This is a genomic window from Micromonospora sp. L32, assembly GCF_052068055.1.
Classification (GTDB): Bacteria; Actinomycetota; Actinomycetes; order Mycobacteriales; family Micromonosporaceae; genus Micromonospora; species Micromonospora purpureochromogenes.
On record NZ_JBQHDD010000016.1, the window covers coordinates 14,319 to 39,139 of the forward strand.

The 24,821-nt window shown below is 68.2% G+C and carries 15 protein-coding genes and 4 pseudogenes; 11 read left to right on the forward strand and 8 right to left on the reverse strand.

Annotation, left to right across the window (positions count from 1 at the left end):
- Nucleotides 1-385: 385 nt before the first annotated feature.
- Both ACTMTB_RS29400 and ACTMTB_RS29405 read left to right on the forward strand, forming a co-directional pair.
- Nucleotides 386-625: pseudogene (locus ACTMTB_RS29400) on the forward strand (hypothetical protein); the annotation flags it as partial.
- A gap of 341 nt (nucleotides 626-966) precedes the next feature.
- On the forward strand, nucleotides 967-1,842 hold the full coding sequence (locus tag ACTMTB_RS29405; RefSeq protein ID WP_441149417.1) for a bile acid:sodium symporter family protein: 876 nt from the start codon (nucleotides 967-969) through the stop codon (nucleotides 1,840-1,842).
- Nucleotides 1,843-2,169: 327 nt separating this feature from the next.
- Here the strand turns inward: ACTMTB_RS29405 and ACTMTB_RS29410 are convergent, their stop codons facing one another.
- From ACTMTB_RS29410 to ACTMTB_RS29420, 3 genes are all read right to left on the reverse strand, one after another.
- Nucleotides 2,170-5,028, reverse strand: a complete 2,859-nt coding sequence (locus ACTMTB_RS29410; protein WP_441149418.1) for a hypothetical protein — start codon at nucleotides 5,026-5,028, stop codon at nucleotides 2,170-2,172.
- A 32-nt stretch (nucleotides 5,029-5,060) separates the two neighbouring features.
- A complete protein-coding gene (locus ACTMTB_RS29415) occupies nucleotides 5,061-5,279 on the reverse strand; it encodes an acyl-CoA dehydrogenase family protein (RefSeq protein WP_441149419.1) in 219 nt (72 codons plus the stop codon).
- Nucleotides 5,280-5,928: 649 nt separating this feature from the next.
- The gene (locus tag ACTMTB_RS29420; RefSeq protein ID WP_441149420.1) at nucleotides 5,929-6,432 is read right to left on the reverse strand and encodes a hypothetical protein; all 504 of its coding nucleotides are present in this window, start codon (nucleotides 6,430-6,432) and stop codon (nucleotides 5,929-5,931) included.
- Nucleotides 6,433-6,459: 27 nt separating this feature from the next.
- Between ACTMTB_RS29420 and ACTMTB_RS29425 the strand changes: the two are divergent.
- From ACTMTB_RS29425 to ACTMTB_RS29435, 3 genes and pseudogenes are all read left to right on the forward strand, one after another.
- Nucleotides 6,460-7,134: pseudogene (locus ACTMTB_RS29425) on the forward strand (IS5 family transposase); the annotation flags it as partial.
- Between the two features lie 225 nt (nucleotides 7,135-7,359).
- Nucleotides 7,360-7,911: a SigE family RNA polymerase sigma factor gene (locus tag ACTMTB_RS29430; protein WP_441149421.1), complete on the forward strand. Its 552-nt coding sequence runs from the start codon at nucleotides 7,360-7,362 to the stop codon at nucleotides 7,909-7,911.
- Nucleotides 7,912-7,960: 49 nt separating this feature from the next.
- Nucleotides 7,961-9,118 carry a hypothetical protein gene (locus ACTMTB_RS29435; protein ID WP_441149422.1) on the forward strand — a complete coding sequence of 386 codons (1,158 nt, stop codon included), beginning with the start codon at nucleotides 7,961-7,963 and terminating at the stop codon, nucleotides 9,116-9,118.
- Between the two features lie 545 nt (nucleotides 9,119-9,663).
- Here the strand turns inward: ACTMTB_RS29435 and ACTMTB_RS29440 are convergent.
- Nucleotides 9,664-9,996: a hypothetical protein gene (locus ACTMTB_RS29440; RefSeq protein ID WP_441149423.1), complete on the reverse strand. Its 333-nt coding sequence runs from the start codon at nucleotides 9,994-9,996 to the stop codon at nucleotides 9,664-9,666.
- A gap of 435 nt (nucleotides 9,997-10,431) precedes the next feature.
- On the reverse strand, nucleotides 10,432-11,331 hold the full coding sequence (locus tag ACTMTB_RS29445) for an IniB N-terminal domain-containing protein (protein WP_441149424.1): 900 nt from the start codon (nucleotides 11,329-11,331) through the stop codon (nucleotides 10,432-10,434).
- Nucleotides 11,332-12,332: 1,001 nt separating this feature from the next.
- On the opposite strand from ACTMTB_RS29445, the gene ACTMTB_RS29450 reads away from it, so the two are divergent.
- From ACTMTB_RS29450 to ACTMTB_RS29470, 5 genes and pseudogenes are all read left to right on the forward strand, one after another.
- The gene (locus tag ACTMTB_RS29450) at nucleotides 12,333-15,350 is read left to right on the forward strand and encodes a M36 family metallopeptidase (RefSeq protein ID WP_441149425.1); all 3,018 of its coding nucleotides are present in this window, start codon (nucleotides 12,333-12,335) and stop codon (nucleotides 15,348-15,350) included.
- A 392-nt stretch (nucleotides 15,351-15,742) separates the two neighbouring features.
- The gene (locus ACTMTB_RS29455) at nucleotides 15,743-17,530 is read left to right on the forward strand and encodes a CocE/NonD family hydrolase C-terminal non-catalytic domain-containing protein (protein ID WP_441149426.1); all 1,788 of its coding nucleotides are present in this window, start codon (nucleotides 15,743-15,745) and stop codon (nucleotides 17,528-17,530) included.
- 1,059 nt (nucleotides 17,531-18,589) lie between these two features.
- Nucleotides 18,590-18,835 carry a hypothetical protein gene (locus ACTMTB_RS29460; protein ID WP_441149428.1) on the forward strand — a complete coding sequence of 82 codons (246 nt, stop codon included), beginning with the start codon at nucleotides 18,590-18,592 and terminating at the stop codon, nucleotides 18,833-18,835.
- A gap of 280 nt (nucleotides 18,836-19,115) precedes the next feature.
- Entirely contained in the window at nucleotides 19,116-20,309 is a 1,194-nt protein-coding gene (locus ACTMTB_RS29465; protein WP_441149430.1) for an SPOR domain-containing protein, read from the forward strand.
- A gap of 529 nt (nucleotides 20,310-20,838) precedes the next feature.
- Nucleotides 20,839-21,090: pseudogene (locus ACTMTB_RS29470) on the forward strand (thiopeptide-type bacteriocin biosynthesis protein); the annotation flags it as partial.
- Between the two features lie 22 nt (nucleotides 21,091-21,112).
- Here ACTMTB_RS29470 and ACTMTB_RS29475 read toward each other — a convergent pair.
- Nucleotides 21,113-21,247 (reverse strand): annotated as a pseudogene (locus ACTMTB_RS29475) (transposase); the annotation flags it as partial.
- Between the two features lie 257 nt (nucleotides 21,248-21,504).
- Complete coding sequence (locus ACTMTB_RS29480) at nucleotides 21,505-22,215, reverse strand: hypothetical protein (RefSeq protein WP_441149431.1); 711 nt, start codon at nucleotides 22,213-22,215, stop codon at nucleotides 21,505-21,507.
- 415 nt (nucleotides 22,216-22,630) lie between these two features.
- Here ACTMTB_RS29480 and ACTMTB_RS29485 point away from each other — a divergent pair, with 415 nt between their 5' ends.
- Nucleotides 22,631-23,749, forward strand: coding sequence for an IS630 family transposase (locus ACTMTB_RS29485; RefSeq protein WP_441149432.1), 1,119 nt, complete (start codon nucleotides 22,631-22,633; stop codon nucleotides 23,747-23,749).
- 30 nt (nucleotides 23,750-23,779) lie between these two features.
- Here the strand turns inward: ACTMTB_RS29485 and ACTMTB_RS29490 are convergent, their stop codons facing one another.
- Entirely contained in the window at nucleotides 23,780-24,808 is a 1,029-nt protein-coding gene (locus ACTMTB_RS29490) for a hypothetical protein (protein ID WP_441149433.1), read from the reverse strand.
- Nucleotides 24,809-24,821 lie beyond the last annotated feature (13 nt).

Below are 24,821 nucleotides of genomic sequence, written 5' to 3' on the forward strand. Positions count from 1 at the left end.
TCCGGCGGAGGTGATCCAGCCGTACCGGGACCTACGTCGAGCAGGCGATCCTCAACTCGGCCGACAAGCGGCGCTACCGGCGGGCCGTCGCCCTACTACCGGCGCTGGGGGCGGTGTACCAGGCGACCGGAGAACCCGCAGCGTTCCCGCGGTACCTGGCGGAACTGCGCATCGAGCACAAACGCCGACCGACGTTTCTCAAGACACTCGACGCCGCTGGGCTGTAGCTCCCGGCCTTCCGATCTCGTCCACGGAGCGGAATGCCACACCATTGCGGCGGTCCCGTACCCGTAGATAAACAAGCCGGCAGCTTCACGGCCTGTGGGGTACCAAACTGGGTCAAGGTCGCTGAACTGGGTGAACGCGATGCCTTGCATCGTGGGCGATGATCGTGATCGTAGGATTTCGTCCGCTGTATCTCGTGTTCTGCCGGGTCGCCGGTTGGCTGATCCTGTTCACCCGGACACCGTCGGCCAAGGAGGTGGAGATCCTTGTCCTGCGCCACGAGAACGCGGTCCTGCGACGGCAGCATCCGAGGCCACGACTGGACTGGGCGGACCGAGCTGTCCTCGCGGCCTTGATCCGGCACCTGCCCCGGGTGTTGCGGGCGCGCCGGCTCGTCACTCTGCGGTGAGGAGGCGGTGACGGAATGGTCGCATCGGCACTCCCATCGAGGGATGGAGGGAAATCAGTAAAGAGACTTTCCTGATTGATGAAGCTAAGCCGATCACCTTCTGCGGTCAAGAGCTGACTTGGCACGCTCGTCCGGGCGTGACCGTCACACTCCCGCGGTGTCGACGTCGCGGTCACCGGCGCCGCCCGGTGCGTACGGATCTACTGCACTCAGCGGGCGTTGACCCGGTACGGCTACGCCCTATTCGAGCTCGGCGTCTTCGGCCGCTGGCGGCCGTACCCAGCCACATGGGGGATTGTGAGGGCGTTACCGGGTGGTAACGATGTCATGTCATGGACTCAGCCTTGACCCTGATCGGACTGCCCATCGCCCTCGGCATCATCATGCTCGGCCTGGGTCTCGGACTGACCATCGAGGACTTTCGCCGGGTAGCTCAACACCCGAAGGCCGCCGCCATCGCGCTGGTGTGCCAGGTGCTGGTGCTGCCGGCGCTCTGCTTCGGCCTAGTTCTCGCCTTCAACCTACCGCCGGAACTGGCCGTCGGGATGATGCTGCTGGCCGCTTCCCCCGGCGGCACGACGGCCAACCTCTACAGCCACCTGTTCGGCGGGCACGTGGCCCTGAACATCACCCTGACCGCCATCAACTCAGTGCTCGCCCTGTTCTCCCTGCCGATCGTGGTCAACCTGTCGGCGGGGCACTTCCTGGCCGACGGGAGGAGCGTCGGCCTACAGTTCGACAAGGTGCTGCAGGTGTTCGCCATCGTGCTCATCCCGGTCGCGATCGGCATGCTGATCCGGGCCCGGGTGCCCCGCGTCGCCGAACGCCTGAACCGCCCGGTACGGACCTTGTCCATTGTCGTGCTCGTCGCGGTGATCGCCGGCGCCGTGCTTGGCGAACGCGAGAACATTGCCGACTATTTCGTCTCGGTCGGCCTGGCCGTGCTCGCGTTCAACCTGCTGAGCCTCGCGATCGGATACGGATTGCCTCGGTTGGCCGGGGTCGATCGGAGCGCCGCGACGGCGGCCGGGTTCGAGATCGGCATCCACAACAGCACCCTGGCCATCACGATCGCGCTCAACCCGGCACTGCTCAACAGCACCCAGATGGCGATCCCGGGGGCCGTCTACGGCATCGTCATGTTCTTCACCGCGGCGGCCTTCGGCTACCTCGTGACCCGCGTCGGCACCCGGTCCGCCACCACCTGAGGCGGGTCCGCCACAACCTGAGGCACTGACTGACCGGTGTCCGCTCGTGGCGACCTCTTCGGCGAGCCCGAAGAGGTCACCAAACAGCTAGAGTTGTGTGAGCTTCAAGGTCTGGCCGATCGTCATCGGTGGTGGGGCAATGGTCCGTGTGGCCCCTCGGACACAAACCATTACCAGCGGATCGCGACGACGATCACCTCGGGCGGGAAACGGAACCCAGCGAACGCCGACTTCGGCGGCGACCAGGAACCACGACGCGATAGCTTCACCGGTCAAGCCTGCCTCGCCCCCTGTCCGCAGGCAACGCAACACCCCCATCGAGATCGGTCAGGTCGGCGACGTCGCCGCGACCCAGTGGCTTCGCCAATTGCCGGCCAGCATCGACGGGTGGGCGGGCGGGAAGCCCGCCGCTGAGAGGAAACTCGGATCACGCAGGAACGGGCCGATCGCGGCGAGCGCGGCACCGATCGACTCGTACTCGATGCGCTTCTGAATCTCGCTCACCACCCAGGCCTGCTCGTCGGCGGTCGTGTCGTCCGCGTTCCACCAGTCCTCGAGCAGTGATGCGAACCGCTGCGCGTCGACCAAGGCGAGTTGGGCGAGGGCATGGGCTCGCGACCACTCGAACCTGTCCGCCGTCACGATCGCAGCCAGATCGTCGGCGTTCAGGTACTGCTGCACGAAGTCGCGATCCCGGGCCATCGCCGAAACCCAGGCACAGCGCAGCCCAAACGGCTTGTAGATGCTCTTGACGTACCGGTTGGACCATCCGCCCTCGCACACATCCTCGCCGTTCAGGTCGCAGTGTGTCGGTCGCAGCCGGCAGAGGAGCCATCCGATGGCGGGCTTCCGCTCGGTCCACGGATAGGTCGCCGACTCACGTTTGTAGAGCGTCAGGTACTCGCTCTTGTCGCTTTCGGGCGTCGGCATGATGACCGAACCGGTTGGTGCGAATGTGTCCTCGACGCCGACACCACCGCTCACCCGGCCGGTGCGCCGGACTCTGAGCCACAACTTGAGCTCGTTCGCCGCGGCGACCCGGGCTTCGGGATGGTCAGAACCGCCGATGCGGCTCAGGAGCGCCGTCACATGCTCGTCGAACCTGTCTCCGGTTAACGGAGCCTCGGCCGGTATGCGGCATGCCTCGAGGAGTTGGCGGGCGTCGGCCCAGTAGTGCTTCCAGGTGGCCAGATGCCGGACGGCGAACTCTGGGCGTGCGGCGCAGATGGCGTATGTGTCGTTCCGGAGTGACCCCCACTTCGGGTCGTCGAGGTCGAAGTCGTCGACGTTCGCCACCGCGGCCGTCAGTTCCGCGCCCCGATCGAAGGCCGGTCCCTGCTCGTCGGCGACGATCGCCACTGCACCAAGCAACGCGGCCCGTTCGTTGGAGATGATCGAGACGTCGTGCAAGAGGTACTTCGTGTCGTGCTCCCAGAACCGAGCCGACAGCGTCGCCTTCAGCAGGTTCAGGTCTTGTGCCGCGTGCAGGGCGATGAGGTGGTCGGCCACCAGTCGGTGGACGAACTGAAGCCGTCGGGGTCCGCCGATCAGCAGGTTGCTGTAGTCCTCGAGCTGGTAGGCCAGGTCCCGGTCGCCGCCCAGCGCCTCGACGAACTGCCGATGCGTGAACGGTCCGGGGCTGCGGCCCTTGCCGAGGTTCCAGGCCGCGACTCCGGCCGCGTCGAGCAGGTCGTCGACGACGCGCTCGGGGTTCTGCAGACCCCGGTCCCGCCAGCTCCCCTCGCACAGCGTCCGGGTGATGACTGGAACCAGCGAACTCGTGCTCGACCAGGATGTGGCCTCGGACCACGTTCGTTCGGTGTCGCTTGCCGCAGCCATCGCCGCCAGATTGATCAGAAGCAGATTGTCGTCGAGATGCCCCCGCTCGATCCGCTTGACAACCGTTGGCGCGTCAGCGGCTCCGACCCGGTCGGCGACGATGCTGCGGATCTGCTCGGCATCCGGCCGGGCCAGGCTGATCGCCGTGACGTCGAGTGGCGACTCCAACGGCCCCGGGCGCCCGGCCAGCACGAAGTTGCCGACCCGCTCATGACGCCAGCGCACGAGACATTGCAGGAACACGCGCCTGCGGCCGGTGCTCTCCCGGGTTCCATCAGTCTCGTCGATCCCGTCGATCAGCAGCTGAACGCCCCCCGACGCCACGTCGGCGAGCAGCGCGTCCCGCAGCTCCAGGCTGTCCGGCGCTACCGCGTTGACCACGGCCCGCTCGAAGTCCTCGGAGCTTGGCAGGCTCGGTAGTTGGACGGCGATGTCCCACCAGTGCACCCAGACCGGAATCACGGTTGCGGCGCTAGCCAGTTCCACGGTTGCCACGGCCAGCGCCACCGTCTTCCCGGTGCCGGCGTGGCCGGTCACCGACAGCGGTCCCCGGCCCGTGGTAATCCACTCGGCGACGGAGGAGCCGTCGGACAGCAGTACCCGCACCGGCTGGGACGGCAGTAAAGGGTGTGTGTCGATCACCCGGCGAGCCCGGGTCGCGGCGAGCGCACGGACCGCGTCCTCGGACGAGACGTGCCCGATCATCCGCTGCATCGGTGCGGCGGCCGCGGTGCCCTGGAGCGCGGCAAGACGGTTGTCCCAGCCGCTTATCCGGGCTCCGAGCAGCCGAAGATGGTCTGCCAGCTTGTCGACCTGCGTGCGGTTGCGTTCCGCGTCGAACTGCACCGCCAGGTAGGCCAGCGCCCCACCGCGGAGGCGGTTGGCCTCGACATCGGCGACGAACTCCGAGAGCCATTGGCGAGCCAGCGTCTCGTCGTCGATGGTGACGCCGAGTTCCTCCTCGAGGGAGTCCAGCGGGCTGGTCGGCCCCCACGTCGCATCGAGACCCTCGACATCGCTGCGCATGAGCGCGATCTGAGCGATCATAATCGCCCCGATCTGCAGCAACATCGGCTGTCCGGGGTCGAATGTGGGGGAGGCCTGCCGCACATCGGCCTGGTGCAGGAGAACGTCGATGGCCCGATCGTTCGCCGGGCTGCCCGGGTCCAGGCCGACGGCCACCTGCAGCGCCCGTCGTAGCGACTCGGTCAGGGAGCCGCTGAGCTCCTTCTCGTACGGGTCGCCGCGGAAGAGACGCCGTCCGAAATCCCAGGCGCTGTCCTCGGCACGGCGGCGAATTTGGTCGGCGAGGAACCCGGCAATGGCGATGGAGATCGGGTCGGCCATGCCGGCAATTCTTCCACCCGACGTCGAGATCCTCAGGGCAGCAACTTCGCCGCCAGACGGTTCAGGTGGGTGCTGGGGGCGCCGAACAGCTGAGTGGACGCGAATGCGTTGCGCAGGTAGGGGTGGGCGTCGTGCTCCCGGGTGATGACCAGGCCGCCGTGCATCTGCACCATCTCGCCGACTATTGCCTGGAGGGCCTCGGAGCAGCACTGTGTTCGAAGTGCTAGCGCGGGCCTGACGCGCCCCGACATTCAGTTCGCCACGATGCGCGACCTTGTTCGCATCCTATGACTCGGTTCCGCTGGGTGAGGCGGCGGTGATCCGACCTCGGGGAGCAGTTCGGGAGCGTCAGGGACCGACTGGCTTAAGCCCGGACTGGTCACGACGAATCCGGTAGACCGGCACCACATGACCGACCGCCTGCGGAACCGGCATCGGCGAAGGCGACCGGCGGCAGCGGGGTTCGAGACCCGGATCGGGGGAGCGGGTTGGGAGCATCAGGGTGCCCTGAACGGCCTTGAACCGCGCCCAACGGCACCGAACGGCGCTCAACTGCACCCACGCCTACCTGCAGCTTCATGTTTCTGCAGGTCAGAGTCGGTGCAGCGTCCTGTTTCACACCGAAGAGGTCACTGGTTCGATCCCAGTATCGCCCACCGTGAATATAGGCAGGTAGAAAGCCCGTCACCGGTTCGGCCGGTAACCGGCTTTCGCCCTTCTGCCCCTTAAATTGGGAGCAGGTTGGGAGGACGGCGTCAGGCTGCGGTGTCCGACCGCGCTGAGCCGCCCGGCCAAGGTACTGGATTACCGGTCCATCCGGGCCGGTCGGATACTGGAGAAGCCGGTCGCACGTCGCAGGGTTCGACTCGGTCTACCTGACGACGGCTTCCGTGACGGGGGTTAACCGCAGATCGCGTACCGCCTCCTGCGCCTGGGTGCGAGGCGTGCCGCAGCCGGTCGCCGGCAGGCCGGGACGGCTCCATCGGCCTGCGCGTCAAGGAGCAGCAGGTTCGGCACCCAGGGCATCTCCAGAGTGCAAGCTTCAACCGTGAGGCTCTCGTCGGGCAAACGCAGCGCGAGCAGTGCGGTCAGATCGGTGGCCCGGCTCTCGGTGACGACCATGTCCTGACCGGCGTCAGCACGCCGCTTGACATCGAGCTGGCAGTAAACCGCCGCCGTCGCCGCGAAGCCGGTATCCAAGCGCGGCAGGGTCAAGGCATCCGGAGCATGCCCGGCGAACTCCATCGGCGCCGTGCTGTGCTGCCCCACACTCATCGGTGACCCCGGCGGTTGCAGCTCGCCGAGGATGCGGGCGCGTTGTTCGGCGTACTCCGCCGTACCGCCTGAGCCAGTGACCTGGGTGATCGGTAGTGCGTGATGGGTTGAAAAGTCAACTTCAGTCAATCGGTCGACGCCTGCTGCGGGTAGCCCCGCAAGGTGTTGTGCGGGATCATGTTCCTGCTCTACACCGCGATCCCGTGGGAGTACCTGCCCAGGAGCTGGGCTTCGGCTCAGGGATGACCTGTTGGCGCCGGTTGCGGGACTGGAAAGACGCCGGGGTATGGCAACAGCTGCATGCGGTGCTGCTGGGCAAGCTGCGGGCCGCCGGGCAGTTGGACATGTCCCAGGCGGTGATCGACGGCTCCCACGTGTGGGCGCTCAAGGACGGCCCAAAGCCGGTCCGAGCCCGGTCGACCGCTGCAAGCCAGGCTCGAAACACCACGTCATCACCGACGCGGGCGGCATCCCCCTCGCCGTCAGCCCAGCTCATGCCCCTGGTCAACATGGTCCCCCGAATCAAGGGCATCCGCGGCCGCCCCGGCAGCGACCCGAGCGTCTCTACGCCGACCGGGGCTACGACTACGACTGCTACCGCCGTGAGTTGCGGGCCAAGGGCATCACACCCGGTCATCGCCCGACGCGGCATCGACCACGGCTCCAGCCTTGGCACCCGACGGGTGGGTCGTCGAGCAGACCATCGCCCTGCTGCACTGGTTCCGCCGCCTACGCATCCGCTGGGAGATCCGCGACGACATCCACCAAGCCTTCCTCACCCTCGCCTGCGCCATCAACTGCTGGCGCCGACTCCAACACTCAAAGAGTTAAGGAGCCGTTACCAGCCTGAGTCGGGGTGCCCTCGCTGCGGCCGGTCGATCAATACGTGTAGGACGGCGAAGTCGGCCGCGCCGTGGAACAGCGGGTTCGCCGAGCACTCCTGGCAGCTGCACGACCAAGTCGACCACAAGGGCTTCGGCCTGCAACCGATGCCGAGGGCGGCACGTGTTAACAGCGCCTCCCGGCCAGTGGCCGGGATCGACATGGGGAGGGATCGTGCAATTGACTACGCCGCCGCGCCTCGACGAGCCACCGCCGCCAGGCGCCGGGCGGGAATCACTCGAGATCGACTTCGATGAGTTCTACCAGGCCCACTTCCGGAGGATAACGGTGCAACTATGCGCGTACACCGGCGACCTCGGGCAGGCCCAGGACCTGGTACAGGAGGCCTTCTGCCGGGCGTTTTCCCGGTGGCAGAAGATCGTCCGGTACGACGACCCGGCCGCCTGGGTCCGCAAGGTCGCCTGGAATCTGGCCACCAGCCGGTGGCGGCGGATGCGTACCGCCCAGCTCTTCCTGCGTCGTCAGCGCGAAGAGCACGTGCCCGGGCCCAGCCCGGATCGGGTCGCAATGGAGGCCGCACTTGCGGTCCTGCCCGCCAACCAGCGCCGGGCCGTCGTCCTGCACCACCTCGCCGATATGCCCGTCTCGGAGATCGCTCGTCAGGAGGGCGTGGCGGAAGGAACCGTCAAGTCCTGGTTGCACCGCGGCCGCACGGCGTTGGCCGCCCACCTGACCGAACGCAAGGAGGAGAAGAGCCGTGACTAACGAGGACACCTTCCTGGACACCCAATTCGCCGCCTACCGCAACGAGCTGATGGCCGACGTCACGCCGGCCGGCTCCCACGCCGTACGCACGACGGTGCGCCGCCGCCGCAAGGTCGCGGTCACGGCCGGACCGGCGGTCGCCCTCGTCCTCATCGCAGGCCCGGCGGCCGGGTACGCCGCCCTCGGCCGTGGTCCGGCGCCGCCAGCGCCGGCCACCTCGACCGAGCCAACGCCGGGCACCACCCAGGCACCGTCGGTAAGCCCATCGGCGAGCGCTACGTCCAAGGCGCAGGCGGCCCCGGACGGGCGAATCAGCCGGGCTCAACTGCTCGCCGCGACGGTCGACCTGCCGGCATGGGCGAGCGACGCGCCCTGCGCGGACGCCGGCGCCCGGCTGTCCGACAAGGGCGTCCAGGACGGAGACAACTGGCTGACCACGGTCAAGTACGGGGACGTCGACCGGGACGGCGCCCAGGAGACCATAGCGATCATCCGGTGCGTCTACCTGCAGACGGGACAGTCCCAGGTTGTGGCGTTCGACCGGAACGACAGCGGGAATATCGTCACGCTCGGCCGGGTCGTCGCGACCGACCGGATCGTGGGCGCCCCCACGGCAGAGAAGATCGGCTGGATCTCCGGGATCGATCCGCGCGCCGATGGGATCGTCCGGGTCAAGGTGGGCGACAGCGCACCGGGCGGCGGCGAATCGGCGGAGACAATCCAGTGGCAGTGGCGGAAGTACGAGTGGACCGGCGAGAGGTTCGAGCAGACCGGCGGCCCGACCACCTTCCCTGCCGCGAAGCAGGCTGACCTGCGGGTCACCGCCACGGACGTTACGTTCGGCGAGCCGACCGCCGACGGTACGCGGCACGGCAACACCACCGTCACGATCCACAACGCGGGACCCGCCGACGTGGACTACGCCTTCCTGTGGCTGAACTTCGGAGACAGTGACGTGCGCCAGGAGCGCGCGGGTTGGTCGGGCTGCCTGGAGGTGGGCCGCAACGACATCAAGCCCACCAAAATCACCTGCCTGCTAGGCAAGATGCGGGCCGGCGAGACGAAGACGCTGGTGCTCGGCCTCTTCCACCCAGGGCAGCTCGGCACCGTGTCGGGCACCGCTCAGGTGATGCGCCTGAACACCGAGCGCGACCCCGTGGACGACGCCAAGCAGACCGACAACGTGGTCACGTTCGCCCTTCGGTGAGCGGTTGCCTTCGACCACCGCTGACCGGTTAGAAAGGGCCCCCTCCTGTGCGGAAAGCGATAGGAGGGGGTCCTTCCGTTGTTTACGAGCTGCCGACGCGCCACCACCGCCCACACCTGCTTGCCCACCTCGGCCTCACCGCCGCCTACCTCACCGGCCCCCCGGCACGGCGCCGACGACCTGCTGTGGAAACGCATCGGCCACCAGCTGCCGTGGGTGGCCGCGTAAGGAAACGTGTACCCACTGGCTACGCCACACCACCCTCACCTGCGGTAGAACGCCACGTCGGCTACGGCCTCGCCCCCGCGTACGCCGGGACCGGCCGCCGCGGACCTGCCACCTCCATCACAGCCGATGAACAGAGTGCCCATGTTGGTCTGCGTCCAAGCTGTGCCCAGCGGCCGCCACAAGATTTTTAGTTGTCGCCACAAGCCGACGATGATCACGTGGCGGCCGTTCCCGTGCCTGCATACACGCCGAACAGCCCAAACCAGCCTGGCTGCATCACCGGCCATCTACATAACGAATCCATAGCGGCCACCGCGCTAGCGGGTGGCCTTGTCACGAATGGGCCGCACGTGCTGGAAGGCGACCAGCAGGGCGGTGACAAGGCCAGCCACCAGCAGGACCCTTATCACGTTGAACAGCACAATGTCGCCCGTGGAGTGGGGCGGGAAGATGTCCTTGACGAGCCAGCCGACGCCCATCCCCAGCCCCAGGCAGGCGTGCATCGCGGCCCGCAGGCGTGGAAAGGGCTGCGGGCGGCCGAAGATCCGGGGCACCGCCGTGCCGCCACGGCTCCTGGCGAGCAGTACGGCGGCGACGGCCAGGTTGGCCGCGGCGACCACGACGGCCAAGACCAGGTCCACGGATCCCATGGGCCACACGCTATCGCACGGATTCCCGCGGCCAGGGTCAGCTGAAGTTGAACTCCTCGTAGTGGATCGATGCGGCCGGCACGCCAATCCGGCGGAAGGCGCGGGACAGCGTCCACGTCATGTGCGACGGGCCAGCCGCTACCGCCGACGCGGGACCGTTCGTCCATCAATCGGCATCTACATAACGCAACCGGACTGTCGTACTGATGCTGATTGTGGAGCGCCCCTCTGAACGGCAGCCGCTGCCGCCCTTGTGGTGCCTGGCGAGGTGATCCAATCCCGATACCCGCGCATAGTGCCAATTATGTCCGTACCCCTAGCCTGTGGCCAGCCGGCCCGGCCGGAGACTCTCGACCCCAAGTAAACCAATACGGAGGCCGGGAACCGCGCAATGAGCGCCCTCCCCGCCTCCGCATTGAGCAGAGCGTCTTTAGTTCAGAGCAGGCCCCCCAGGAGCTCGCCGTCCGCGCTGGCGTACGCGTCGCTGTGTACACCGACGTCACCCGTGACGCTGTCGAGGCCGTGCACGGTGCCGCCGAGGTCGCCGGTCACGTCGCTGACCAGGCCGGTGGTGCCGTACGCCGTGCCGCCGAGGTCGCCGGTCACGTCGCTGACCAGGCCGGTGGTGCCGTACGCCGTGCCGCCGAGGTCGCCGGTCACGTCGCTGACCAGGCCGGTGGTGCCGTACGCCGTGCCGCCGAGGTCGCCGGTCACGTCGCTGACCAGGCCGGTGGTGCCGTACGCCGTGCCGCCGAGGTCGCCGGTCACGTCGCTGACCAGGCCGGTGGCGCCGTACGCCGTGCCGCCGAGGTCGCCGGTCACGCCGCTGACGCCGAGTCCGCCGGCGGTGCTGTCGAGGGTGCCGCCCAGGTGGCCGGTCACGCCGCTGACGCCGAGTCCGCCGAGGGTGCTGGTCGCGCCGCTGAGCCCAAGTCCGTCGACGGTGGTGGCCGCGCTGACGCCGAGGCTGTCTTCGGAAAGCAAGGAGGTGATGCCCTGTACAGGAACGTAGTCGGAGACGAGCGGAACGATGTCCTGCACGTCGGCCGGGGTCACGTCGTTGAGGCCGGCGTTGTCCAGCGCCCCTTGCGGGTCCGCCTCGTACGCCGCTCGGGCGTCGACGTTCGTGAGCAGGCCGAATACGAAGTCCTGCAGGCTCTGCGGCGACACCAATCCAGCGGCTGCGCCCATCTCGGCGGTCGACCCCGCGCTGGCGGTGGAGTCCACGTTGATGGTCGCGCTCGTATCGGCGGTTGCCTCCGTGTTGCCGGTCCAGTCGGCAGCAGAGGTCGAGTTCACGTCGGCGGTCGAATTTGTGCTGGCGCTTGCACTCATGTTGCCGGTCTCCTCGATAGGTGTTGTTAGGACGTGTCAGACAACATCGCCCGGACCCGGGATCGACCGTAGGGCGTAGCGGCGGTATCGGACATCGGGGTTGCACCCCAGCCTTATTCGGCCGGGTTAGGGCATGGGTGGCGGTTGGCGTTAGGGGATTAGGGGCTCTTGCGACGAAATGCCGAGGGGTAGCGCCTGGATTAGGGCCGACAGCGGCTCGGCTTCCCATGACACTGGCGCTCGCCTGTCTGACGGGCGGCCCCGGGGCGATCGGCTGACAGACGATGACAGCCCGGAGGCCTTGCTACGAGGCCGTTGCGCCATGCCGGCTCATGGAAACCGCTTCGTGGCATCCGCTGGTAGCTCCGCCACTGGCCCGAGGCGGCACGCAGGGGTGAGCCTGTAAGCCCTGAGGGCTCGGCCCATCGGTCTGACCCGCCGTCCGCGCGGCCGATGCACCGGCTGTTCTTACCGAACGGCTGCTTGCTGCTCTACACCAGCCGCTACTTCATCTGGTCCCACGGGAGAGGGCTGCCGTCGTGCGCGGCAGCCGTGCGTGGATCTCGGCGACGTCCGAGCGGCACTCCCTCACGGTGACCATGTCTCGGTACAGGAAGGCGACGGTCGGATGCCGTCGGTGACTCGTTTACCGGTACCTGTGGGCCGGTTCGCGCCGGTTGCCGCGGTCGACTCGACGCAAGAGGTGCCGCGTATGCCTGGGTCGTTGACGTGCTGGTGATCGGCGGCGGGCTGGCGTTTGGCCGATGGCTGTTGCGCTTCAGCCGTCGGCGTCGATGTCCATTGCGAGGGGCTACTACCTCCGGCACGACGCAGGCATGACTCAATCCCCAGAGGGAGCTTCCATGCGTATCCGTCCACCACTGGCCGTCGGGGCGGCCTTCGCCCTGGTCCTGACACTTACTCCATCGGTCGCTTCCGCCGTAGTCGATGTTGGGTCATCCGGTGTCGAGCGACTCGATGTCCGCCGTACGTCGGACCCGGTGCGACCCACCGATGCCCAACTCGCCGCGGTAGGCAAGTTGAGCGCCGTCGCGGGCGCCGGTACCCGGGTCAGCTGGGACCGGCGGTTCGGTACGCCTCGGACGATCCGCAAGGACGGAGGCTGGCTCACCGGCCCGCGCTCCGGGAATGCGATCGCGGTGGCTCGGTCCTTCATTGACGCCAACCGCGACGCGTTCGGCCTCACGGCGGTGGACGTCGCGTCGCTGACCGTCGTGCGGGACCACGAACTCGTCGGCACCGGCACGCACGTGGTGAACTTCGCGCAGACGTACGCCGGCTTGCCGGCGGTGCGCGGCGGGCGCCTCGGCGTGGCCGTGACCAGCGACGGGAAGGTCCTCTCCTACGCCGGCAACTCCGCCCGCGGCGGGGCTCTCAACGCAGTGCACAAGCTGTCCGCCGGCCAGGCGGTAGAGGGGGTGGCCGGCAAGCTCGCCTCTGGGGTGGCCTACACGGCGCAGCCGACCGGTGACCGTGCCGGCTTCGAGGTCTTCGCCAAGGGCCCCTTCGCCGGTGAGTCCTACGTGCAGAAGGCGGCGTTCCCCACCCGCGACGGCGCCCGACCCGCCTACCGCGTCCTGTTCATCAAGGGCCTCGACGAGGCGTGGGACACGGTCGTGGACGCGGCGACCGGGGAGACGCTGTACCAGGCGTCCCTGGTGGCGCGCGACGCCGAAGGTACCGTCTACGAGAACTACCCCGGAGCGCCGGCCGGCGGGGCCCCGGTCATCAAGTCGTTCGGGCCGACCGCCCAGTCGCCGTCGGGATACGTCGACCCCACCGGCCTGGCGGGTATCGCCGGGCCGACGACCTTCGGCAACAACGCCAACACGTACGCGAACTACTCGAACTTCCTGGTCCCCGCCGACCAGGGGCCGCGCCCGGTGAGCCCCACCGCCCAGTTCAACTACGCCTACGCCGCCAACTGGGCGCGCAGCAACGGGCAGACGCTGCCGCCGAGCTACGTCCAGGACCTCGACTCGGCGGCGACGAACTTGTTCTGGCACCACAACCGCATCCACGATGAGTTTCGGGCGCTGGGCTTCACCGAGTCCGGTGGCAACTTCCAGGCCAACAACGGCGCCAGCGGCGGTCAGGGCGGCGATCCGGTCCTCGGGCTGGTGCACGCCGGCGCGGCCAGCGGCGGTGCACCCACCTACACCGGGCGGGACAACGCCTACATGCTCACGTTGCCCGACGGCATCCCGGCGTGGAGCGGCATGTTCCTGTGGGAGCCGATCAACGACACCTTCGAGGGACCGTACTCGGACGGCAACTTCGACGCGTCAGTCATCGAGCACGAGTACGCGCACGGGTTGTCGAATCGGTACGTCAGCGGTGAGGACAACGCCCTCAACACCCACCAGTCCGGCTCCATGGGTGAGGGCTGGGGCGACTGGTACGCGCTGAACTACCTCTACGGCAAGAAACTCGCCACCACCGCAGTGGTCGGCCAGCACGCCACCGGCAACACCACACGCGGCATCCGCAACTGGAGCTACGACCAGAACCCCACCGGCTACGGCGACATCGGATACGACCTCGGCGGCGCCGAGGTCCACTCCGACGGCGAGATCTGGACGGCCACCCTGTGGGACCTGCGCAAGGCCCTCGTCGCCCGCTACGGCGAGGCGGCCGGTGGTGAGATGGCCGCGCGGCTGGTCACCGACGCGATGCCGCTGTCCCCGGCGGACCCGTCGTTCATCGACATGCGTGACGCCATCCGCACCGCGCTGGACAACCGCTACCACAGCAGGTCCGACTACGCCGCCCTGGTGGACACGGTCTACGGTGCCTTCGCCAAGCGGGGTCTGGGCCTGCACGCCGCCACCGACGGCGGCGACGACACCGACCCCACCCCGTCCTACGAGCACGTCAACCCGGCCCGTAACGGCACCCTGACCGGCACCGTCGTCAACGCCGCCACCGGCAAGCCGGTCCCCGGCGCCCGGATCATCCTCGGCGTGTTCGAAGCGCGGGTCACTCCGCTGCGGACCTCGTCCACCGACGGCGGGTTCTCCGCGCCGGTGTCCGCCGGCACCTACCCGGTGACCATCGCGGCCGAGGGTTTCGGCGCCCGCACCTTCCCGAGCGTGAAGGTCACCGCCGGTCAGACCTCGGCGTTGCGGTTCGCGCTGGCACCCAACCTGGCGTCCGCCGCCAACGGCGCCACCGTCGTCTCGGCCACCACGACCGGCGCCGGACGGCTGATCGACGACACCGAGGCCAGCAGTTGGAAGGCCACCCGGGGCGCCGGCAACGCCGTGATCAAACTGGCCGCGCCGGCGCAGATCTCGTCGGTCCAGGTCAGCGCCTTCACCACCTCCCGATTCGAAGGGCTGCGCGGGTTCACCCTGCAGACCTCCACCGACGGAACGAACTGGCAGACCGCCCTGACCCGGGCGGACGCGTTCGGCTACCAGACGCCGCGCCCCACCGCGCCCGACCTGCACTACAAGCAGTTCACCCTGTCGAAGCCGGTGCAGGCCCAGTACGTGCGGTTCTGGACCGACAGCGCGCTCGGCGAGACCAAGACGGACGTGCAGAGCGCCGAACTGCAGGTCTTTTCGAAGACCGCCACCGGGGTCGAGCCGCTGCCGCCGTCCCCGCCGGACGAACCGGTGACCGACACCGGGATGATCGTCGCGGGCAACCCGTCCACCGGCACGGCCGACGACGCCACCGGCGTGACGGCCACCGCATTCAAGACGGCCTGTGCCGTGCCCGTTGCACCGGCGCAGGGCGCGGACGGCTGGGTCACCAAGCTGCCCGACAGCTTCGGCGACGGCGCCCACGAGGCGCACGTGCACAGCGACACCGCCACCCCGTACGACTTCGACCTGTACTTCTACGACGAGTCATGCACCCTGCTCGGCTCGGCGGCCTCCTCGGCTGCCGACGAGACCGGCACGATCCCGAGCGGAACCCGATACGTACTCACCCAGCTGTGGCTGGGCGCCGCGGTCCCGTTCACCCTCACCGCAACCGACACCAAATGAACTGACCACACCTCCGCCAGACCCCCGGGGGTACGGGATGGTGGCCGCCGGACAGCCGGCCGCCACCATCCCTCCGGGCGGTCAGCGACAGAGGGCCCAGGCGAGCTTGCGCGCCGTTCCGCGCTGCCGCTTCCCGAAGGGGGCTGGATGCCGTGACACCAACGCGTACGAGGTGGGCCGGGCCCGCACACGCCGGCGCCCTCGTCTTACTGGCGGTGCTGTCCGGGGCGGTGCCCCCGACGGCGGCTGCGTCAAGTGCCGCGGGAAGTGGATCACCGAATGCGGAGGCGCTGAGAGCAAACTGTGCCGCGTACCCGGGTGGAGCGACGACCTGCTCGGCGCAGGTTCCCAGCTTCGACGGCGCACCCCTCGACGTGGATGTCACGCGGCCCATGCCCGGCACCGGCGACACCCATCCGTTGATCGTGCTGCTGCACGGCTTCGGCAACGACAAGCACGAATGGGAGTCCACCTCCGATGTCGCCGACGGGGCGGACAAGTACCACTGGAACAACCACTGGTTTGCCAGACACGGCTACTACGTGCTCACCTACACCGCCCGCGGCTTCCGCGACAACGGCCCGAGGGCCAGCTACCAGCCGTCAACGCCGGCCGGGGCCGCGCCGACGTGCCTGCCGCCCGGCGGGTCGGCCTGTCCGCCCACCGGCACCATCCGGGTGAAGAACAAGGACGTCGAGATCCGCGACACCCAGTGGCTGGCCGCCCTGACCGCTCTTGCCTACCCAGACATCAACCGGAACCAGGTCGCGGTCAGCGGCGGCTCCTACGGCGGCGGAGAGAGCTGGCTGCAGGCCGCCGCACAGGCCGGCAGCGAGTACTGGAGCGACCTGCCCGGCCTGCCACGCTTGCGTCTGCAGGTTGCCGTGCCCAAGTATCCGTGGACCGATCTGGCCTACGCGCTGATGCCCAACGGCCACCCCGGCGGACCTTCCCTAGCGCCGGTCGGCGAGCCGTACCAGGGCAACGACCTGTATTCGTCCTCGCAGGGGGCACCCGACACCCTCGGCATCGGCAACCCGATCGGCGTCGCCAAGACCAGCTACGTCGGTGGGCTCTACAGTCTCGGCACCACCAACGGCGTCTTCGACGAGGGTTCCCCGAGCCCACAGAGCAACGGACCCGAACCGTTCACCGCGTGGCTCGCCAGGGTCGACGCAGGGGAGCCCTACACCGCGCCGGGCCCCGTGGACGACCCGATGATGGGCCAGCTCAGAACGGCATTCAGCGGCTGGCACTCCGCGTACTACCAGCCCGGCTGGCGCATCGGCCGCGACGCAGGCCGCATGCCGGCGATCTTCTCCGTCTCCGGCTGGACCGATGACCTCTTTCCACCGGTGGAGTCGTTCCGCATGTTCACCTACCTCAAGAGCCTCGACCGCGACTGGCCGGTCGCCGTCGCGGTGGGCGACGTGGGCCACTCCCGGGCGCAGAACCCGCCGGGCGCGTGGCAGGCGATCAACGAACAGGCGTGGAGGTTCCTGCAGGCGAACATTGCCGGCAGTCGGCCCGCGCGTACCTCGGTGACCAGCTACCCCACCCGCTGCGCGGGTGCTACGACCGCCGCGGACGCGATCACCGCGCCCAACCCGGTCGGCCTCGCCAACGGCAAGCTCACGGTCGACTACAAAGGCTCTGTCTCCCTGGCGCCCATCTCAGGCGCCACCGACCCGGACGCAGCCGTAACCGACGCCGTCGCCGGCGGCAACATCACCCCCACCGGTGCGGGCTGCCGTACGTCCACCCGACTGATCGCCTCGCCAGCCGATGGCTACACCGCAGTCTCACCACCGCTGCCGACGGAACAAACCCTCGTCGGGATCGGCCACGTTCAGGCCCGGTACGCCGCCACGCCGGGCGCCACGGCAGTGCTGGCCGCACGAGTGTGGGACGTGCCGCCCGACGGCGCCGCAGTGCTGGTCAGCCGAGGCGTATACCGGTTCGACTTCACCGGCTACGACGCACGCAGCGGCATGGTCCAGGTGCCGTTGTACGGCAACCACTGGACGTTCCCCACCGGTCACCGAATCCGACTGGACCTGGCACAGGTCGACCAGCCGACCTACCGGCCACCGAACACGGCGGTCGCCGCGACGCTCGACCTGTCAGCCACCCGCCTCGAGTTGCCGGTCCGGCAGGTCTCCAACACCTCCCTTCGGTGAGCGAGGCCGGCCGCCCAAGATCAACAGGGCGGCGTCAGCCTTCGGCGGCAGGGGCCGGAACCATCCTCCGGGGGCCGGGGAGGGGTCGTCGAGCGCCGAGCACCACGTCGGCGCTCGCGGAGGCCGGCGCCGACGTGGTGCTCGGCGAGGTGTCCTGCCCCTGCCGCGGGATGCTCGGATCACGCATCCGTCATATATGAGCTGATACAAGGAGCGTTGTTAGCCTGCGAGCGTGACTGACGACGCTGCGGCATCTGATCCGGGTCATCCGGTGCCGGGGCATGTCGGGGCGGGACACCCTCGTCTGCCTCACCCGCCAACTCCCGGTCGTGACCACCGTCGCCGACCTGATCGTCGCCGCCGCCGCAGCCTGCGGATCGCCGTTGCCTGTGCCGACCCCGACGCGACCGCGCACGCCTTTCGCAAGCCCATCGGCGGGAGTTCTTCGATGTGTGTTTCCTCCGTGACGCGCTGGCACGCGAGGTCACCGATCAGGTCAAGGGCAAGGAGTCGCAAGATGGAACCGTGCTACGTAAAGGCTCTTCTTTTGTGTGCAAGTACGGGACGTCTTCTGAAGTACTGTCTCCCGATCTCGAAATCTGTGCCGGTCGGACTTAGTTGCAAGCCGAACGATCTGGGCGGCGGTGAGGGTGGATTACCTCCGCTGTGCGAATCGTGCCGCCGGTTGGCTCTAGATCCCGAGCGATTGCAGGACAAGGTGGCGGAAAGCGCCTCGAAGGGTTGGGCAGATCATCAGCGTGTGGGAGCGGTGGTTATCAGTTGCTGACGGACCATGCGTAGCAGCCCAAGCACCGGCTGGCTGCACAAGCCGGTGTCAAAGCGCACCGTCAGCTGCCCAGCGCCTGCCGCTGACCACACCATCCGCGGCTTGACACCACAGATCTGATGGCGGTTGTCACCTGCGCGGGGCCTACGGACCGTTGATCGAGCGGGCTCGGCGTTGCGATACCGTCAAGACGCCCACACCGGCGTCGAGCAGTCCGCGTCTGCCGGCTGGCGATGGTCCGTAGGGCGCCCGACGAATCCAGGGAGACACCGATGCCGGAGCCCGAGCCCGTTCAAGGCGCCCACCTCGAGGATGCGGACACGCCAACCATGGCCGAGACCGAGACCGAGACCGAGACCGAGACCGAGACCGACGGTCCTGCCGTTTACGCAAATCGGGCTGCCCGACGCGCGAAGGGCAAGGTTGCCTCGCCTCAACCGTATGGAAAGGGTCAGCGCTTCGGCGGCCGAGGCTCGGTCCAGAGCCCGCGCCAGTGGGGCAACCGTCGCAGCGGCTGATCCGTTGGTGGAGCCTTCGCCGGCACATGGCTCCCGTTGCCCATGGCGCGTGAGCCGCGTCAGCCTCTGTTTGCGGCCTGCGCACCGGGCCACATGGAGGCAAGCGGCGAGGGCGCAGTGGCTGACCGGGCGGTACGGCGCCGCCGGGCCGGCTCCCGCGCAAACCGCTTGTGCGCCGCGCGAGGGAATGAGAGAGCTGTAACGCTGGCATCCGGCGTAGCGCTTGATCGTAAGGTCAGCTAGCTGTCCGCACCTGCGCTTTCCGAGGAGGCCAGCCACCGTGGCCGAGAGATCGACCGCTCGTTCCGCCGATGGAGCTGCCCAAGATCACGACAACCCGGCGAGTCTCATAGACAGCTGGATCGGTCGACGGTCGCGGCTGGAAGCAAGCGAATCCGACTCGTCGTACGTGCAGCAGGGAGCAGCCGCCCCGCAGTGGCGCGAGGACGTGTCGGACCAGTATCAGGAGTCGCGCCAGCCCGAGAACACCGGCGAGCACCAGGGGCGACCCGCAAGGCAGCGGGCATACCCGCAGTACGGGGATGAGTACGAGCAGTGCGCCGGAGCCCGCTCCCAACATGAGCATCCCCAGCGGCGGTCCGGCCCACTCGCCTACCAGTACGCCGAGCACGACCAGGCCTATCGGGGGGAATGCCGGGCCCAGGAACCGTACGGACCGACCGATGCCAGCTCGGTCCACGAGGACGCGTACGCCGCGCAGCAGGAGAGGTACGCCCACGAGACGGGCAACGCCCACGAGGATTACTACCCGCACGCTGATTCCGCCTGCCGCAGTGAGTACCGCCGTGAGGAGTCCGACGCGCTAGGCCTCGAGGCGGGCGAGGGCGGGCGGCCCCGAAGAACGTACAACCGGGAGCTTGGTGCCGGCTTACGGCCAGCCAGCCGGCGGCGGCGCTGGCTGATCCCGGTCGGCGCGCTCGCGGTGGGGGCGCTGCTCGCCGCTCTGGCGCTCACGTGGGAGTCGGGTCGAACGCCCGAAAGCGGGCTGCCGGTGTCGGCGGCCACCACCGCGCCGGATCCGTTTGAGGAGCCGGTCACCCCGGGGGAGATACCGTCGATGTCGCCAAGTTCCGCGGCACCGGGCGGCTCCTCCGCACCGCCCAGCGCCACACCGTCGGCTAGGCCTTCCGTCACGCCCAGCGCCACACCGTCTGTCACGCCTTCCGCCACGCCGACCCCTACCGCGGCCACGCCGACGCAGACCCGGAGCCCGAACCCGGTCCTGCTCGGCCCATCGAGCAGCCGCGGGGTGGCGAACATGGCCCAGCGGTACTGCGATCGGTACACCGGGGGCTCAGCGGATCCCCGCAACGACGGCCGTTGGCAGTGTACGAGGCTTCTCTCCGCGTCCATCGTCGACATGGACGTCGCCTGCCGCGACACGTTCGAATCCGGCGCCTACGCACAGACATCGAATTCCGGCGACCCCTACGCCTGGCGGTGCTACCGCTGATCCCCCGCTGAGGTAACGCGGCGAGCCGGTCGACACCAGCGGTGCTCCGTCGTCTGGCTGACCGAGCCCCCCTTCGCACCGAGTGGGGGGCTGCCGGTGACGATGCACGTGCGGCCGTGGCTGACAACCCGGCAGTGACGTGACTGGCGCCCCGGCTGGTAGTGATCACGTGATGGTGCCCAGGCCACCGACGACTGGTCCCCGCTCCACGGCCTACGGCCGGTCCCCGCCGGAACCGGCTGCATCCAGCAGCAGCCAACCCCACCCGCTCGCGCTGGTTGGCTCCGGCATGCCTGACCCGGTCGCCCAGGGTGGGAGCGACTGGTGGTTTTCCTGCTCCCTGGTCTGGGTAGGGTTTGCGCAGCTCGCACCCCCTCTGCGTGATTGGACCACTGGGAGAACAGGTATGACGACGGCCGAGCTGCCCACGCCTGTCACGGATAAGGTCTGAGACAATCAACAGGCCCGCACACGCGGCCTGAACTGCTCTACCCCGCGAGTCAACCAAACCCGGGGCAGTCCCGGAGACGTTCGGCGCCTGCTGCTCGGCGCGCCTCGCACCACCGGCGACTGGCACGCCGCATTCGAGACCGCCGGCGCAGCCCTACACCGCCAACGGGAAAGGGGCAGCCTCACCCGTGGCCTACGGGCAGTAATCGCATTGCACGTGATCTTCCACTGGAACAGGCTCGGCCTACCCGCCACCACCCAAGCCACCCTCGCCCAAGCGGCCCGGGAAGCCATCTTCGGCCTGCCCGATCCGCACTGGTCAGGCCGAGCCGGTAGCGGACGGTTTTGCCGGATGAGGCGGGGATGGGTGCGGTGCCGGCGGGCATGGCGAAGGCGGCGTCGTTGCGGCAGCGTCCGGGGTGGGACCAGGCGGTGAGCACGGTGGCGGCGACGATCGGGCCGACCCCGGGTTCTGCCAGCATGGACATGCGTTCTCTCCTCACCGTGGGGACGCGAGGTCCGGTCCGGTGCGGAGATGGCAGGACTGTGATGAGACACGCCAGCCGCTAACTGGCGTCAAGCTCCTGATCAGGCCAAACGTCAAAGCGGCGTGAGGTAGGACACGAAAGCCTCCTGGTTGGCGGAGTGGTTCTCGACAGCTCCACTCCACACCGGAGGCCTTCGTCATCGCGCAGATTCAAACCGTGTCGTCACACGGCCTCAACCAATCTCCCTAGGAGTACATCTAGGGCGAGGAGACCTTCGCCCACCCCAGATAGTTCGCATGCGAGTAGATGTCGTATCGGGCGACGGGCTTCCATTGGCCATCCAGCCCTTGGGTACCGACCGCCGTTGTGCCGCCGATGTAAATCGCGGTGTGGCCCCACTGGGTTTCATTCCACCAGACTGGGTCACCGTAGCGCGGGATTCCCGAGCGGGTGAGTCCGGCGTTGGCGTAGTAGTTCCACTGGTTGATGGCATTTGCCAGGTAGTAGTTCACGCCTGCATTGCGGTAGGCGATTGTGGGAAGCTTCGCGCAGTCGCCGGACCACTCACCAAGCTCGCCGGGCCTCCAATCGTATGGCGAGTACCAGTAAGCCTCTGATGCCCGGGTTTGACCGATCTGTGCGATCGCCCAGTCGGCGGCGCGGACTCGGGGCAGGTCGTTGCAGTTCGGTACGGCGGTTTGGCTTCCTACATACGAACTGTGCACGAACCCTTCGCGCGTGTCGCTCAGCTCTAGCAAGAACCAGCGATTGGAATAGTAGGCGCCGGTTGCCCAGGAACCGTCTCGCCAGCATTCCATCTTCGCGGTGGTGGAGCTTCCGGTCGTACCTACGGGGCTGCAGTTACCGTTGTTGGTGTCGACGCAAGGCCGCAGGTTCACGCCGGACACTACCGTGGATGAGTAGTAGGCGGCCTGCGCTGGTGCGGCGGAGGCCACCATGCCGATCATTGCTGCTGTCAGGCTAACCACCGCCGTTGCGAGGCGCCGGCCAAGTGTACTTCCGACGTTCATGTGACCCTCCCACATCCTGAATTTCTTTCTCGACGCCGTCTAGGTCGGCGACGAAACAGCTGGTCAGCTGTTCTCGCAGCCAATGATGGGGTGGCAACGTGGCATGAGATGGGTCAGTTGCACCGATCATCGCGCGTGCAACAAATCAACATCTGACGTCAGATGGTGAGCTGAGCCCGCCATGTGATGGACTCGAAGAAGCTGGGGATGCCCTGCTGGCCGACATGATGCGACACCATGCCGGCGTACGACCAACTTGCGTCTAGTGCTCTGACCACAAACGTTGGCGGTGTTGGTGACACGCCGGCCTGAGTGAAGGGCTGGGCCGGCGTGGGGCCGTCAGGCTGTCGGGGTGGCAGAGCCGGTTCGGGTACGTCGATTAAGTGATCAAGAGGGTCAGCGGCTGCAACGTCTGGTGCGTCGGGGCACCGGCTCCGTCGTGCGGCTGCGGCGGGCGATGGTCGTGCTCGCCTCAGCTGGCGGCAACAGTGTGCCGGTCATCGCCCGGCTCGTGCAGGCCGACGAAGACTCCGTTCGGCAGGTGATCCACCGGTTCAACGAGATGGGCATGGCCAGCCTGGACCCTCAGTGGGCGGGTGGCCGTCCCCGCCGGATCAGTAGCGACGACGAGGCGCTCATCGTCGCGACGGCCAACACCCGTCCCGTCAAGCTGGGACGGCCGTTCACCTGCTGGAGCGTGCGCAAGCTCGCCGAATACCTCGCTGACAACCCCGATCGGAGGGTGATCATCGGGCGGGAACGACTACGGCAGGTGCTGCGCCGCCACCAGATCACCTTCCAACGCATGAAGACGTGGAAGGAGTCCACGGACCCCCAGCGGGAGCAGAAGCTGGCCCGTATCGAGCACGTGATCGAGCACTTCCCGCACCGCACGTTCGCGTTCGATGAGTTCGGGCCGCTGACGATCCGCCCGCACGGCGGCGTCGGCTGGCAGCCCAAGAGCCGCCCACGCAGGCTCCCGGCGAACTACCACAAGCTGCACGGCGTGCGGCAGTTCCACGGCTGCTACTCGATCGGCGACGACACCCTCTGGGGTGTGGTCCGCACACAGAAATCGGCGGCGAACACCCTCGCCGCACTCAAGTCGATCCGGACCGCCCGCCCTGACGGCGCCCCGATCTACATCATCTTGGACAACCTGTCGGCGCATAAGGGCTTCGCGATCAGGCAGTGGGCGGCCCGGAACAAGGTCGAGTTGTGTTTCACCCCGACCTACGCCTCCTGGGCCAACCCGATCGAGGCGCACTTCGGGCCGCTACGCACCTTCGTCATCGCCGGCTCGGACCACCCCAACCACACCGTCCTGGCCCGCGGCCTGCGCGCCTACCTGCGCTGGCGCAACGCCAACGCCCGCCACCCCGACGTCCTGGCCGCCCAACGCCGCCACCGCGCCCGCGTCCGCAGCGAACGACACCGCCGCTGGGGTCAACCCGCCAGCCGAGCCGCATGACCAACCCGGCCAACGTTTGTGGTCAAGGCACTAGCGGGCGAGGACGGCGACGGTTTCCCCGAGCAGCAGCGGCGCCCCGTCGGGGCCCTTGATGTATGAGTGGATCCAGATCCGGTACGCCTGGCCGTCGGCGCTGACCAGGCGCCGCCAGTGCCCGCGCACCACGAACCGCACCCGGTAGTGCCACTTCGCTTCCCCTGCTGTGGGTGCGGCGACGGGGTGGGTGCGTCGGAGCATGACCACGCGGGTGTCGTGGCGGAGGCTGGCGCGCAGGGCACGTCGGCGGGCGGGCCGGTCCAGGGGTGGGGCGGCGACGGTGGCGATGGGTTGTTCCTGGATGCGCCAGAAGGCGTAGAGCACCGCCGCGACTGCCCTCATCCGCAGCGTGGACTCGTCGATGCAGAACCGGCCGTCCGGCGCGGTCTCCCAGTCACCGTCGACCGGCGCAAGGTTTCCCTGCACGGCGGTGATGGGGGTGCCGATGGGGATCTCGGCGAAGGAGTTCAACACGTACGGGCCGAGCTGCGCGGCAAGCTGCGGTGCTTCGGCGAGCTGGTGGCGGCGGCGTGCGGCGGCGGGGTCGAGGGGGTCGTCGCGGTCGGCCCATCCGGTGATCCACCAGCCGGTGCGCCCGCTGTTCGGCGTGTGGAACTTGGCCCAGGTGATCGCGCCGATGGAGGTGACCTGCCCGTGGACGCCGCGTTCGTAGATGGGTTCGGGTAGGAACAGCACCCCTGCGTCGCTGGGGGCGACGTCATTGCTCACGACGTCGCCGGTCAGGTCGAGGGCTTGCGCGGCGGCGGCGATGATCGCGGTCATGGCCGGGACGAGGACGTAGGGTTCGCCGTCCTGCCACGGCTGATGCGCGACGCGGCTGAACACGCCGAGAACGTCGTCCTGCTGGTCGGGGTGATCGGCCTGCTGTTCGAGTTGGGGTTCGAGGAACGCCTTGAGGTACTGCTGGGCGAACCGGCCCCGGCAGTACTCGGCCATGCGCAGGCGCAGATCGACTGCCGCGCGGGCGTAGCCGGCTTGGGTTGACTCGATACGGAAACTCACGGTCCCTCCATGG

Bases quoted from the DNA above. Each gene is read 5' to 3' on its own strand.
- ACTMTB_RS29405 (WP_441149417.1), top strand. From the start codon at position 967: ATGGACTCAGCCTTGACCCTGATCGGACTGCCCATCGCCCTCGGCATC.
- ACTMTB_RS29410 (WP_441149418.1), bottom strand. From the start codon at position 5,028: ATGGCCGACCCGATCTCCATCGCCATTGCCGGGTTCCTCGCCGACCAA.
- ACTMTB_RS29415 (WP_441149419.1), bottom strand. From the start codon at position 5,279: ATGTCGGGGCGCGTCAGGCCCGCGCTAGCACTTCGAACACAGTGCTGC.
- ACTMTB_RS29435 (WP_441149422.1), top strand. From the start codon at position 7,961: ATGGCCGACGTCACGCCGGCCGGCTCCCACGCCGTACGCACGACGGTG.
- ACTMTB_RS29440 (WP_441149423.1), bottom strand. From the start codon at position 9,996: ATGGGATCCGTGGACCTGGTCTTGGCCGTCGTGGTCGCCGCGGCCAAC.
- ACTMTB_RS29445 (WP_441149424.1), bottom strand. From the start codon at position 11,331: ATGAGTGCAAGCGCCAGCACAAATTCGACCGCCGACGTGAACTCGACC.
- ACTMTB_RS29455 (WP_441149426.1), top strand. From the start codon at position 15,743: ATGCCCGGCACCGGCGACACCCATCCGTTGATCGTGCTGCTGCACGGC.
- ACTMTB_RS29460 (WP_441149428.1), top strand. From the start codon at position 18,590: ATGCCGGAGCCCGAGCCCGTTCAAGGCGCCCACCTCGAGGATGCGGAC.
- ACTMTB_RS29480 (WP_441149431.1), bottom strand. From the start codon at position 22,215: ATGATCGGCATGGTGGCCTCCGCCGCACCAGCGCAGGCCGCCTACTAC.